This window comes from Stenotrophomonas sp., assembly GCF_032103445.1.
Classification (GTDB): domain Bacteria; phylum Pseudomonadota; class Gammaproteobacteria; order Xanthomonadales; family Xanthomonadaceae; genus Stenotrophomonas.
The window spans coordinates 1-13,298 of record NZ_DAMDFR010000009.1 but is presented as its reverse complement, the minus strand read 5'-3'; the positions used below and the strand labels follow the sequence as shown (position 1 = coordinate 13,298).

The 13,298-nt window shown below is 63.1% G+C and carries 12 protein-coding genes; all 12 read right to left on the bottom strand.

All coding sequences use genetic code 11. The annotated features are described in order from the left end of the window. Positions 1-2,727, bottom strand: coding sequence for a hypothetical protein (locus RT551_RS05360; protein ID WP_313456215.1), 2,727 nt, complete (start codon positions 2,725-2,727; stop codon positions 1-3). Between the two features lie 235 nt (positions 2,728-2,962). Beyond that, positions 2,963-4,120 (bottom strand): IpaD/SipD/SspD family type III secretion system needle tip protein, encoded by a 1,158-nt coding sequence (locus tag RT551_RS05355; RefSeq protein ID WP_313456214.1) that lies wholly within the window; start codon positions 4,118-4,120, stop codon positions 2,963-2,965. A 108-nt stretch (positions 4,121-4,228) separates the two neighbouring features. Further along, a complete protein-coding gene (locus RT551_RS05350; protein WP_313456212.1) occupies positions 4,229-5,377 on the bottom strand; it encodes an IpaD/SipD/SspD family type III secretion system needle tip protein in 1,149 nt (382 codons plus the stop codon). Between the two features lie 10 nt (positions 5,378-5,387). Continuing rightward, on the bottom strand, positions 5,388-6,647 hold the full coding sequence (locus RT551_RS05345) for a hypothetical protein (protein ID WP_313456210.1): 1,260 nt from the start codon (positions 6,645-6,647) through the stop codon (positions 5,388-5,390). Positions 6,648-6,679: 32 nt separating this feature from the next. Continuing rightward, on the bottom strand, positions 6,680-8,494 hold the full coding sequence (gene sctE, locus RT551_RS05340) for a type III secretion system translocon subunit SctE (protein ID WP_313456208.1): 1,815 nt from the start codon (positions 8,492-8,494) through the stop codon (positions 6,680-6,682). Between the two features lie 6 nt (positions 8,495-8,500). After that, positions 8,501-9,028 (bottom strand): SycD/LcrH family type III secretion system chaperone, encoded by a 528-nt coding sequence (locus tag RT551_RS05335; RefSeq protein ID WP_313456206.1) that lies wholly within the window; start codon positions 9,026-9,028, stop codon positions 8,501-8,503. 83 nt (positions 9,029-9,111) lie between these two features. Continuing rightward, a complete protein-coding gene (locus RT551_RS05330; protein ID WP_313456204.1) occupies positions 9,112-10,167 on the bottom strand; it encodes an EscU/YscU/HrcU family type III secretion system export apparatus switch protein in 1,056 nt (351 codons plus the stop codon). After that, positions 10,164-10,961 (bottom strand): type III secretion system export apparatus subunit SctT, encoded by a 798-nt coding sequence (sctT, locus tag RT551_RS05325; RefSeq protein WP_313456203.1) that lies wholly within the window; start codon positions 10,959-10,961, stop codon positions 10,164-10,166. Before sctT ends, RT551_RS05330 begins: the two co-directional genes overlap by 4 nt. Positions 10,962-10,964: 3 nt before the next feature. Beyond that, complete coding sequence (sctS, locus tag RT551_RS05320) at positions 10,965-11,222, bottom strand: type III secretion system export apparatus subunit SctS (protein WP_311192129.1); 258 nt, start codon at positions 11,220-11,222, stop codon at positions 10,965-10,967. Positions 11,223-11,226: 4 nt separating this feature from the next. Continuing rightward, positions 11,227-11,892, bottom strand: coding sequence for an EscR/YscR/HrcR family type III secretion system export apparatus protein (locus RT551_RS05315; RefSeq protein ID WP_311192130.1), 666 nt, complete (start codon positions 11,890-11,892; stop codon positions 11,227-11,229). Next, positions 11,889-12,842 carry a type III secretion system cytoplasmic ring protein SctQ gene (gene sctQ / locus RT551_RS05310; RefSeq protein ID WP_313456200.1) on the bottom strand — a complete coding sequence of 318 codons (954 nt, stop codon included), beginning with the start codon at positions 12,840-12,842 and terminating at the stop codon, positions 11,889-11,891. The genes RT551_RS05315 and sctQ overlap by 4 nt, the downstream gene beginning before the upstream one ends. Beyond that, positions 12,839-13,298, bottom strand: a 460-nt coding sequence (locus RT551_RS05305; protein ID WP_313456199.1) for a hypothetical protein, incomplete at its 5' end; no start/stop codon positions are given. The genes RT551_RS05305 and sctQ, both read right to left, overlap by 4 nt.

Below are 13,298 nucleotides of genomic sequence, written 5' to 3'. Positions count from 1 at the left end.
TCACTGCATCATCCTCAGGTTCTGCTCCCGGGTCAGCCCGGCGCTGAAAATGGGCATGTCGGCACGCTCATCGAGGACGATCGGCGGCTTCTCCTGCAACGGCTCCGGGTTCGGGACGAAATGGGGCATCTGGTCCAGCTGCATGGAGTACTCGTCCATCAGTTGATCGGGAGTGCCTTGATCCCATCTCACCGAATCATCATCACTCGCTTCGCTGGGGGCCGCGCTGGAGCCGACGCTGTTCAGCGCTGAATCAGAGCGAACGAACTTTGCGGCCTGACCATTCGGCGTGCCATGCGAGGCTGCGGCCTTCTCGCCGCGTGCTGCATTACCGTTGAACAGATCGACGGGCGACGGACCGCGTTGCACGTGGGTCGTCAGCAAGTTGCTCAACATGTCGCGAATGCCCGCCTGCGAAGCCTCAATGCGGGGCGCAGGTTGGATGAGGGGTTGGATGGGGCGTTTGACGTCAGCTTTCGGCTCCACCGGGTCCATCTGCGGCGACTGTGACTGGACCCACCGTCCAACGGCCGCCATTCTGTTCTGCGTCACCGTCACTTGGTCCCGCGCTTCGGCATCACCGGTAATCGGCTTGACCGCCTTGGACACAGCCTCGGCCCAACTGTCCGCGCGCTCAAACGCACGACCGAAGGTCTTCTGAGGTGCGAGGGGCTGCTTGAGCCCGGCGTTGATCCTTTTCAACTCGTCACGGATATTGAGTGCACCGAGCCCCGCACCTTCAGCATAGGCAGCGTCGCGTGCATTAATCACACGCTTGAACTGCAGATACTCATCTTCAGGGCTCTCCACGGAAGGCAGCGAAACGGGGGACGCCGCTTCTTTGATGATTCCTTGTTCCTTCTTGAAATTGACCAGATCACTCGGCATCACGTGAGCACCGAAGTTCAGGGCGAAGCGGGAAGCATCCTGGACGACCGGCTTGATTTCTCTGCGCCCGGCCGCGTCCACGCTCTCCTGGTAACCCTGCACCACACGACGTGGCGCGTGCAAGACCAATTCGCGAATCATAGGATGAACCGACAATCCGTCGAAATAGACCTTGAGTTCCTCCTTCACATTGACAGGCTTGAACAGCTTTGCGGCAGCGTCCTTGGCCGCACCGTTGTCTTCGCTGGTGGTGATGGTTTCTGTACGGATACGCGCCCCGTGGTCCACCCGAGACGTGTTCTCCTTCTGCAGCTGCGCGTCATCCTCCAGCACCTTGGCCAGCGGTGGATTCTGATTCTTGATTGCGTCCAGTGACTGTACGGACGGATTGACAGTCTCCGTGACGTACGTCAACGGGGGATCTGACTGGCGAAGCCTCTCAGTCTCGATCCGCTCGCGGGCATCTTCATTGTCGAAGCCGTTCGACCGCAGCGCCTCAAATCTTTTCACCAGCGTGTCAGTGTCAATCGAAACATCGTCGTCATCACCGACCGGGTTCTGCTCTACTCCGAGAACTTCAGGGTCCGGCGAACGGGCGTTGTCATCCTGCGAGTTCACTCGAACCGCAGAGTTCTGGATGACCATGTTGTCGATGGCTTCGTCATCACCGACGAGCGCATCCCCCTCTACGAGGGTATAGGCATCCGCATCGGCTTCGGCGTTGGCCGGATCTGGCTGCGGCTGGAGCGGGCCCGGTCCCTGGTCATTGCCATCTGGCATGTTGCCCACACCTTGGCGGAACTCGAAGTTCACGCTGTTGCCGTTCCGCTGGTCGTTCTCCTCCGGGTCCGTCTGGATATCGATATTGCCCGTGGTCTTTGCCTGGAGCGGTTCATGGGCAAAGTGACGGACGTTGCCGCAGGGGTTGTGGATGCCGGTGATGAGGTGACCACAGCGACTGCTTCCTTCCAGCCCCAGCTTGAACGCCGACAGCATGCCTTCAATGGTGATGCGGTGCTTCTCGACCTCGAGTTCAGCCAACTGCGCTGCGTTCGCGCCGTCCACTGTCGACTTGTTACCCATGCTGCCGAAGTCGTTGTAGTTGCCGGCAACGTTTCTGCCATCGCCTGCAAGCTCGCGCAGGCGCGGCGGCAGGTCCGAAACGCCCTTCTCGTTGCTGGGTTGCGCCCCCTCTTTTCCGGGATCACCTTCGACCAGGTACTCCGGAATCTTCAGCACTTCGATGATGGCGGTTACCGCCGCCTGGGGATCTGAGGTATCCAGTTCGGTGTTGACCACGTTCTGAAGAGCCCACAATGCCTTGGCGTTCACCATCTGCGTGAGATCAGTGGACGCAGGATCCTCTGCAGACATTTTGGCAACCAGATCCTGTCGTTTCTCAACCAGGGCGTTCATGATCGGCTGGGGGAGGATCACCCTGCCGATGACCTCCATGATCTTCTGCCCACCAATGCTCGACACGCAGGACTGCACACATTCATCGGCTGCGGCAACCCGATCGCTAACAACGGACTCACGACTAGTCAGGGCCGTCCCCTGCGGAGGCGCAGGGCACTTCCCGATAGCCACCCCCAGGTCGACGATCATCCTGGAAACCTTCTTCTCAAGCGCCACAAGATTTGTGTCCCCGGGAGTGCCTTTGAGCAGATCGGCCACTGCAGCATGAGACGCGCCCAGCGCCGCGAGACGTCGCAGAACGATGTTCCCGATGCCGCCAGCGCCTGCAGAGTTCATCCAGCCCAGGGTCTGCTGGATGCACGCCTTATCACGCGAAGAGAGACCGGTCGCCTGGCTCATGACATCCTGAAACTTGCTCATCGCAGTGCCAAGCGCGTCCCGGTGATGAGCACCCGTGACACGGGACATGCCACAACGGAACGGATCCTGCTTCTCGTTTCGAATACTCGACAGCGAGATCCCCCTGACTACCTTGGTAGCGCTGAAGGGGACATACTGTGCCGGGTGAGCGCCGGGGGATGAAATGTTTAGCGGCATGGGTACTCCTCAATCCTGGTAACAAGCTGATTTTCAATGAGAGGATCGGCGACCCCGATCAAAGGCCGTTGACGAACGTCATATCGGCGTCGTTGATTTTGTCGATGGTGGAGCTGAGAATCTTTACAATATTGTCGAATTGTTGAGTGGTTTCACTCAGCTTCTCGCCCAGCACCTTGCTCATGTGCTTGATCTGCTCGACGTTGCCATCCTTGTTGGACACCCAGGCGTTGTACTTGGCGCTGTCCCAGGTGACCGGAAATTCAATAGGGTCGCCACCAGGATTTGGAAACGTCGGATTGGTTGGTAGACTGTCGCGAATTGCCTCCACTGCACTTAGATCAATTTTTACAACGTACGTCCCATCCGGACCCGGTGTCGCCTTGAGGCCGGGCAGCCCCATGTTTTCAACGAAGGCTTGGGCTTGAGCTTCGCTGGAGAAAGATGCGAGCGCTTTGTCATCCATGCCGTACTTCTGCATGAGCTTGGTCAACCCGTCCTTGACCGCCTTGGCGTAGATGGCAACGTCGCCTTTGTCGCCAGACCCTGAGATCTTCAGCTTCTCCAGGATGTCCTGGAACTCCTCATAGAACTCCAGGAACGTCTTCATCGCGTCCTGGTACTTGCTGAGCCAGTTCTCCTTGAGCGCCGCCAGCAGCAGGCCGATCTGTTCGTAGAACTCGGAATGCGAGTTCCAGATCAGGCCACTGGCGTCCTTGTCCGCCGGATTGATGATCGGATCAGTGGATTCCGCCGGTCGCTCTTCGCGGGTGTGGCCGAAATCCAGGAAACCCAGCACACGCAGCAGGTCGTGCATGGGACGTCGGGATTCGTCGATAGCGTCGCCCAGCGCCGCGGCCAGACGCGACTCGCGCTCGCGGTGCTTCTTCAGCTCCTCTATGATGTCGGGGTGCAGCAGGACCTCGGCGTGGTGCGGTGCCAATGTGGATGCGGCATCCTGCAGCCCCAGGTGTGCGCCGACCGCATGGCCGAACTGCAGCGATGCTGCCAGTTGCGCGGTATAGCGCTGCACGGCCTGCGCTTGCCGGCTCCAAGCGTGATGGGCGTTGTCCAGGAAGACCTGGGCCTGGCTCAACCGGGCGCAGGTGGCGGCGTCGACAGGGGGTAACTCGGGAGCCAGTTGCGACGCTGCGACGGCGTGGGCAATGGCGTGGCGCGGACTGACCAGCGCGGTGGGTTGAATCGAAATGCTCATGTGGGGGGCTCGGCGTTGTCCGGTGCCGCGCAATGGAATCGCAGCGTGATCGGAAATGTGTGCCACCCCTGCGGTACTGCCGGGGTGGCACGGTGGGTTGAGACGGGATCAGAGGCCGTTGACGAAGCTCATGTCGGCGTCTGTGATTTTGTCGATGGTGGAACTGAGAATCTTGACGATGTTGTCGAACTGCTGGGTGGTCTCACTCAGCTTTTCACCCAGCACCTTGCTGATGTGCTTGATCTGTTCGACGTTGCCATCCTTATTGGATACCCACGCGTTGTACTTCGCGCTATCCCACTTGGAGGGAATCTCGTTTCCATGCTTGTCATACTCGTTTTCAGGGAGACTCTTGTGCAGGTCCGCTACGGCCTTCGTGTTGATCTTTACCGCCCAGCCGCCTTGGCTGCTTGGGACGGGTTTCATGCCGGGCAAGCCGAGGTTGTCGATGAAGGCCTGGGCCTCTGCCTGCGTGGAGAACGTGGCAAGTGCATGGTCGTCCCTGCCGTACCGCAACATGAGCGAATCCAACTGTGAAGCTGCATCATTGGCGTAGAAGTTCACGTCGCCCTTGTCTCCGCTGCCCTCCACCTTCAGCAGTTCGAGGATGTCCTGAAATTCCTCATGGAACTTGAGGAAGGTCTTCATGGCATCCTGGTACTTGCTGAGCCAGTTCTGCTTCAGCGCCGCCAGCAGCAGGCCGATCTGTTCGTAGAACTCGGCATGCGAGTTCCAGATCAGGCCACTGGCGTCCAAGGCCTCCGGGTTGATGGGCGGTGCTTCGCCCTGGTCCGGACGCTCCTCGCGTGTGGGGCCGAGGTCCAGGAAGCCCAGGGCGCGCAGCAGCTCATTCGTGGGCCGCTGGGTACCGTCAATGGCGTCGCCCAGCGCCTCGGCCAGCCGCGATTCGCGCTCGCGGTGCTTTTTCAGCTCTTCCAGCACCTCAGGATGGGCGATGACCTCGGACGGATGCGGCACCACCGTGGACGGTGCCACCGGCAAGCCCAGCTGGGCGGCGGTGGCCTGAACAAAGCGCTGCGACGCTGCCAACTGTGCGGTGTAGCGCACGGCGGCCTGCGACTGCCTGGCCCAGGCCTGGCGGACGTTGTCCAGAAACACCTGGGCCTGCCCCAGCTTGGCGGTGGTGGCCGGGTCGATGGGCGGCAACTCGGTGGCCTTCTGCTCGGCCACCGGCGCACGCACCAACCCATGGCGGGCGTCGACCCGTAGTGACGGGGGAGGTATGGACGTGGTCATATGCGGTTCCTCAGGACTTGGAGATGACGTGGCTGCTGGTGCTGGCGGCGAGATTCATCAGCGTCTCCAGCAGCTGCCCGGTGGCCTCGCGCATCTCGCGGTTCTTCACCTGCTGGTCCTGGTGTGCGTCTGCAACGCGCTTGAAGGTCTCGGCCACGCTCTGGATAAGCAGGCGCTCAGCCTCGGTCTGCTCCACTTCGATCTGCATGCCGGCATTGGCCACGCCGCCCGCGGAGGAGGAGATCGTGTTCAGGAACATCGCGTTCGATGCCGGAATCTGCGACTGGGCCATGCGATAGGCGTGAGCCGACTGCAGGATGTCCGGATCCCGTTCCGATGCCACTTGCCGGCTCGTCTGCTTCATTGCAGACGTGTACGACGTCATGTCGTCCTGCAGGTCCGCCGCAGGGCGTGCGTCGCCTCCTGACTGCTTGACCGCTGAGCCGTCCAGATTGCGCGCCCCGCGATGATCAGCCGAAGGCAGCGGATTGGACCGGGCAGCGTGACTGGTCCTGCTTGAATCGACGGCGGTTCGATTCGCGTTGTTCAGGTGCTTGACGTTCGAGTCGGTCTGGATCTTGGTCGACTTGAACGACTGGTGGACTGCAGCTCCGCCGACGGCGGCGGTCACGCCGGCCGCCAGTGCGGTGGCAACGACATTCTGCTTTGCCTTTTCCACGCCCAGCTCACCGGCACGAATGGTCATCTCACGATTCAGGATGATCATCTGCGAGTTGTTGCGGCGGTCCATCGCTTCGAACTCCAGCAGCAACTGGCGCAGGAAGGTCAGCAGGTTGGCGAAGGGATTGCCCTTGATCCACGCGCCCAGATTGGCAAGACGGTCGGCGGCTTCGACGTCCCCGCCCGTAGCCGGCTCGGCGAAGGTGGCGTCCGGCTGCCCGGCAGCATCCGTGCGGACGGCATTGACCGCAGCCGCCTCGGTCAGCCGCAGTTCGGTGCCCGGTTCGGTCTTGATGGGATCGATCGGCACCAGGCCGGCCAGCATCGCCGGCAGCTTGGAAATGATGCCGCGCAGCAACGTGGCGGCCTCGCCCAGGGGGATGGTGGGGGCACGCAGGTCGACCCGTTCGCCGCCGGCGGTTCTGCCCTCCGCGATAAGCCGCTCCGCCACCGCATGGCTCAGGTTGGCGACCTGCGCCGTGCTCATCTCTTCAACTTTGATCGGCGCATCTGCGCGGCTTTTGATTTCGCCCGGCAGGCCCGATTGAATGTGCTGAGGCGCGTTGGGTGCTGTAATTCCGGTGGTCATGTTGGTAATCCTGGAAGTTTGGTCGATGCAGATCAGGCGACGGCGCCGATCCGTGAGGTGATGTGCGACGCGGTTTCATCCTGGATGGCGCGCACTTCGGTCATTTCCTGGAACAGCGCTGCGATCAGCGTGTTGGTCTGCAGGTAGTAGTCCAGGATCATCTGGATCAGGTCGCGGAAGATGGCCGAGTCGGCCATGCCTTCTTCCAGTTCGGCCTGCAGCTTGGCGGCGTCGACATACATGTCGGCGATGACAATGTTGCCCGCGCCCATCGCGAGCTCTTTGCCGAACTGCATGACATGCATGGCCTTGGTGGCCTGACCGGCGCGTACGGCCAACGTGTCGGCATCACTGCCCACCACCTTGGAGACGGTCTTGCTCAGCGACGCAGCGACGTCGTCGACGGTGCTCTTCACGGTGTGCGCGGCCGCCTTGACCATGGCCGGCAACGCCTTGCTGATGGCCTCGGTGACGGCCTTGGTCACGGCCTTGGTGATGGCCTGCACGGCGGTGGTGCTGGCGGCCTTCTTGCTGATGAAGGCAATGGCCACAACCATGGCGGCAACGGCGATCAGCGCCACCACATCCTTGATCTTGTCAACGATGTTGTCCGGCACGCCCAGCGCCTTCAGGGCGCTGCTTACGACCTTGGCCACTTCCTGGACCAGCTTCATCACCAGCTTCATGATCGGCTCGAGCACCTTGCCCAGCGGATCGAAGCCGAACTCCTGGCCGATGGCCAACGCCAGACCGATGCCGGCCAGTGCCATGCTGGCACCGCCGGTGAACGGCGCGGCCACGACAGCAACCACGGTGATCACCCAGCCGACGATCTTGCCGATGCAGCCCATCTTCTTCTGGGCCTGTTCGGCCTTTTCCAGCTCGCGCTGGTACTCTTCGGAGCGGCGCATGTTCTCCGCTTCGCGCGCCTTCAGCATGGCCTGGACGAACTCGGTGTCCTTCGCGAACTTTTTCAGGTTGGCGTCGCCAATCAGCTTCTGCAGCATGGCCAGCAGGAACTCGAGCTCACTCTGGTTGGTGCGCGCGCCCTCATCGCCGCGTGCGCTGATGCTGCGGCTTGGGTCCAGCTTGTCGGCCTGCTGCTTGAAGTCTTCCAGATCCTTCAGCGCGTTATTGAGCGTATTCAGCACCTCGTTGAGCTTTGCGTGCAGGGCATCCACCGCACCCTGCTGAGCGGCCACCTTGCCCTTGGCCGCCTCCAGCTGGGCGCGCAGCGCTTCCTGTTCTTCCGGCGGGGCCTGTTCCAGCGCCCGCTCCAGACGCGCCACTTCCGCCTGGGCGTCCTTCAAGGCCTGCAAGGCAGCGCTCAGCTCACCCTCGGCCAGGCCCACTTCGCTCTGCGCGGCATCGACCACGGCCTGGGCCAGACGGATGGCTTCCGAGAGTTCCTCGGCGGTGGCGGCATGCGCAGCCAGCCGCTGCTTGACCAGTTCCAGCTGCGAGGCCAGCTTTCGGCTGTTCTCTTCGTTGAGGGTGTCGCCCAGCATCATGCTGAACATCAGCAGCGCCGCTTCCGGCGTCATCGGTGCCTGCGGCTGACCCGGAGTGCCAGGGCTGCGTGCCTGCGCGGCACGCGTCAGGTGCCGCATGTCGGCCTGACGCAGTTCCGGTTTGCCCGGATCCTGAGGCTTGGTTGTGTGAGCCTCGCTGGCCTGTTCGGTAGCGGCCTTTGCCAGCTGGGCGACGACCTGCTCGTCGATCGCCTGGATCTGCTGCATGGACGCTGCGCCGAAGCCAGCTGCGCTTTTCGCGGACTGCTCGGAAGACTTGCTTGTAGCGCCGGTGAAGGCGTACGGCGTTGCACCAATAGCGGCGGAGAAATTCATGGGGAATCAGGTTTCCTGGGTGTGTTCGGGGGGTTCACTGCTGGTGCTGGCCATGGCCTGCAGATAGGCGTTGGCCTTGTTCACCAATGCAGCATCATCCGAACGCTTCTGGACCGTCTCAAAGCAGTCGCGCGCCAGTTGCAGCTTGCCCATGGCCAGATGGCACTGGCCGACATGCAGCATGGGGCGCTCGTCGCGCTTGAGCAGGGCATACGCCAGTGCGTACATGTCGATGGCTTTGGCGTACTGCTTCTTCATCTGCAGCACGGCGGCCAGCCCGAGGGCGTAGTCACCGTTGTAGAAGTCGTACAGGTAGAGGAAACGGAAGAAGGTTTCCGCCTCGTCCAGCCGGCCATCGGTGTAGAAGCGATGCGCGTACGCATAAACGCTTTCCAGCATGTCGTCACTGACACCCTTGAGGTCTTTCAGGGCGGCACCTTGTTGGGCACCTTCCATCAGAACCTGGGCCATCTCATCCAGCATGGCCTGGTCGGCGTCGGATCCAGCAGTGTTTTCGGGGGCAGTGGAGGTCATTCGGTTGTTACCTGGGTTGGGTGCCACCGGTACTGCAGGACAAGCACAGTGTGGCGTTGGGGGCAAGAGGGGGCTTTCGTGTTTCACTCATCTGGTGTGTCGTCAGGCAGCTGTTGGCCGGCCTTCTGGCGCTCGATGTCGAGCAGCCAGTCGAGGATGCGCAGGATCGGTTCGGCGAAGCGGCTGGGGGCGAACTGGTAGCGCTTGGTGCTGAAGTAGATGCCGCGTGCCAGCGAGATGTCGCGCACGACGGGCACGCCGAGCTTCTCTGCCAGCTTGATGACCTTGCGAGCGCGGTTGCCGCGTTCGCGTACGGAGACGAACTGCAGGCCCGGGTAGTCCGGATGCAGGAAGATGCCCACCGCAATGTGCGTGGGGTTGGCAAGGATCATCGTTGAACCCGCCACGTCGGCCTGCACCTGGCCGGACAGCTCTTCGTTGATCTGGCGGCGCTTCTGCTTGATTTCCGGATTGCCGTTGTGGTCTTTGTGCTCCTGCTTGACCTCGCTCTTGTCCATGCGCATTTCGCGGATGTACAGCCGGTACTCGACAAACGCGGCGCCGAAGATGATGGGCGACAGCACGCCGAGCAGCAGGGCGCTGCTTTTCCAGGTGACGCTGTGCCAGAGCGCGCCGGCGGCCTTGTCGGGCAGCAGCACCTGGCCAAACAAGGTAGGTGCGAAGATCTGCCACGCCAGAAATGCGAACACGGTGCCAGCCAGCAGATAGAGCACGGCCGTCACTGCGCCCTTCACCGTCTTCAACGAGAAAAGATTCTTGAAACCGGAAATGGGATTCACACGAGCCAGGTCGATTCGCACCGCCTCAGCGGCAATCACGCCCTTGCTTTGAATGAGGGAAATCAGAACGGCGGCAATGATCGCGGCCACGCCCACCGGTACTGCCATCCACAGGAATGCCATGGTGGCCTGGTGCGCGGCCTCGGCCGGGGTGAGCGCGAAGCCGCGCTCGGCCATGCCCCGGTAGAAGGCATGCAGGTGACCGGCCGAGGTTGCCGTGGCCAGCGCGACCAGGCCGGCGACCAGCACCGCGGCTCCGGCGAGGTCACGGCTGACGTAGCTTTTGCCCTTCTTCGACTCTTTGAGAAGTCGGTGTGGTGTCGGCTTTTCGGTCTTCATTGGGCGGCCGGCAGCAGCAGCTTCAGCGCGTCGGTGCTGTCGCGGATCAGCGGCACCTGACGGGCAATGGTGGGCATGAGGTAGAGGAACAGCGCAATGAAGGCGATCAGCGACTTCACCGCCAGCGAGATCGAGAACGGATTCAGCTGTTGCGCGAAGCGCGAGAGCGTGCCGAGCAGAATCTCGACCAGGAACAGCAGCAGCAGCACGGGCAGCGCCATGCGCACGGCCCCGGCCAACAGCGTGCCGGCGAAGTCCTGCAGGTTGCCGAGGTTCAGCGACATCGGTCCGCCCATTGGCACCAATGCGTAGCTGTCCTGGATGACTTCCAGCAACGCGATCATGCCGCCGGTAGCCATGAACACCACCACGCTCATCAGCTGCAGCAGGTTGGCCAGTTCGGTGGCTTCCATGCCGCTGACCGGGTCGAGCATCGCGCCCACACCGGCACCGCGCTGGTTGTCGACGATCGCGCCCATGCCGTGGAAGATGTGGAACGGCAGCGCCACCACGATGCCGATGGCGGTGCCGATCAGCACTTCGCGCAGCAGCACGCCGCCCATCGACAGCATGTCCTGTGGCATGCCGGTGGCGGTGCCGACGGTGGCCGGCCACAGGCCGATCAGTACCATCACCGTGACCACGGTGCGGGTCATCTTGGCCGGCATGACGCCGGGGGCCAGGTACGGCACCCAGACCAGGCATGCGCCGATGCGGGCCATGCCCAGCACCAGCGGCAGCAGGTGGTCGCGACTGAGCGCGACCAGCTCGGCGTCGAGAGGCGACAACTGCATGGTTTACCCGGTCAGCGCGGTCTGCAGGGCCAGCCGGGCGAAGTCGAGCATGCGCGCGCTCATCCACGACATCAGCAGCAGCAGGCAGGCAATAACCGCCAGCAGCTTGGCACCGTAGGGAAGGGTCTGCTCCTGCAGCTGGGTCACGGTCTGGAACAGACCGATGGCCAGACCGACGATGGTCGCCACCGCCACCGGCGCGGCCGACAGCAGCAGAATCAGCAGCAGGCTTTTGTTGCCCATGAACATGATTGCGTCCATGGCGCTACATCGGCACGTCGAGGTACTGGCGGACCAGACCCTGCGACAGCAGGCTCCAGCCATCCATCGCCACGAACAGGATCAGCTTGATCGGCGCGGAGATGGTCACCGGGCTCATCATCATCATGCCCAGCGACAGCAGCACGCTGGACACCACCAGGTCGATCACCACGAACGGCAGGTACAGATAGAAGCCGATGCGGAAGGCATCCTTCAGCTCGCTCAGGGCATAGGTGGGCATCAGCGCGAACAGCGAACGCTCGTGCGGCTCCAGCGCGGGCAGCGGCTGGCCGGGTTCGGCCTGTCGGGCACGCTCGAAGAACTCCAGCAGCTCCGGATCGGAGTACGTGGCCAGGTAGACCTTGTAGCCGTCCAGGCTGGAGTCGAGGAACGCGATCACCGCGGCGACCGAGTTCAGCGGGGCCTCCAGCGCCAGGTAGGCTTCGTACATGTTCTGCACGATGGGCTGCATGACATAGAACGCCAGCATCAGCGCCAGTGCGTTGAGCACCATGTTGGACGGCACCTGCTGCAGGCCCAGCCCATTGCGCAGCAGCACGAACACCACCGAGAACTTCAGGTAGCACGTGCCGGCGGCAATGATGAACGGCAGCAGCGCCGCCATGGACATCACCGCAATCAGCGAGATGTCGTTGTTGACGAAGCTCATGACAGTACGGGAGCCTGATGCAGTTGCACGCCAAGCTGTTCACCCACCTGCACCAGCTCGCCACGGGCGACGGTCTGGCCATTGACCCGCAGCTGCAGCTGGGTCCAGGCGTCGGGCGGCAGGTTGAAGACGGTACCCGGCTGCAGCGCGGCCAGGTCGCCGACGCGCTGCTGCAACTGGCACAGCACCACCTCTACCGTCACAGGCAGGCGTGCCACGTCCAGGCCGGGCGGGAGGGCCGCAGGTGCGCTGGCGGCGGGCAGCGGATCGAAGCCGACAGTGTCGGTGTCGTCTTCGTCAAAATCGAAGGGGGTATTCACGGAAACGGTCTCCAAAGTGAAGTCGAAGGTGTAAAGGCGCTGCGCGCGATGGCGCGCGATGGGCTGGAACTGCTCCAGCAGCAGCACGCTGCCCGGGGACAAGCTGCGCAGCCGCGGCAAAGGCAAGGTCAGGCGCGCGACTTCCAGCTCCACCGGCACGCACAGGTCCAGGGCGGTATCGGTGGCACGCAGATGCGGTGCCACGTCGGCCTGCTCGATCCAGGCCGGGCCCTGCCCGGTGATCACGCGGGGCTGCGGCTGCCGGGTGCGGGCCATCGCGCTGGCGGGAACCACCTCGCGCAGGGTCACCTGGCTGCCGGCCAACACCGGATCGGCAAAATCGAGCAGGCGCGCATCGGGCAGCCAGCGCGTCAGCGTGTCGCGATCAACAAGCTCCGACCACGCCAGGCCCTCCAGTGCCGGCAGCATCTGCGGGCACCAGTCGTCAGCGGCAACCGCCACCTGCAGTGCACCGAAGGGGCCGCTGACGTCGAAGCGCAGCATCGCGCCCTGTTCCGGCGGCATGCTCCACTCGAAGCGCAGCCCCAGGCGCGCACCCTCGGCCGCGACCCGGGCCTGCGCCACGTCGGCCTCGGTCAAGGTGGCGAAGGGCCAGTGGCGGGCGCTCATGGGGTGTCCTGCTCCTGCTGCTGGCGGCGACGGCCATCCGGATCGGTCTCGAGCGCGGCGTCCACGCCCTTCCCTTCACCGGTCAGGCGGATCTGCACGCCGTCGGGAGCTGTGCTGCTGCCCAAGGCCTGGCTTACGCGAGTCGAGGACGGCTGCAGGGTCCAGTGACCGCCCTGCTGACGTGCGACCACGGCGTGCCCTGCGCCCCAGCTGTTGAAGCTGTACTCCACACGGGATTCGCCACGGGCGCGCTGGGCCAGCATTTCCTGCGTCTTCTGCGCCTGCTGTACGTGCTGCACACTGCGCTGGGTCGCCGTCTGGGTTTCGCCACGGATCTGCGCGGCTTCGCTGGTGGCGGCGTCGGCGGCGTGACGTGCCGTGGCTTCCTGCGCGCTCAGCGCCGGCATCGGCGCTGTGCTGGTCTCGTGACCGTCGGCCGCCGCGCGCACTTCCGGC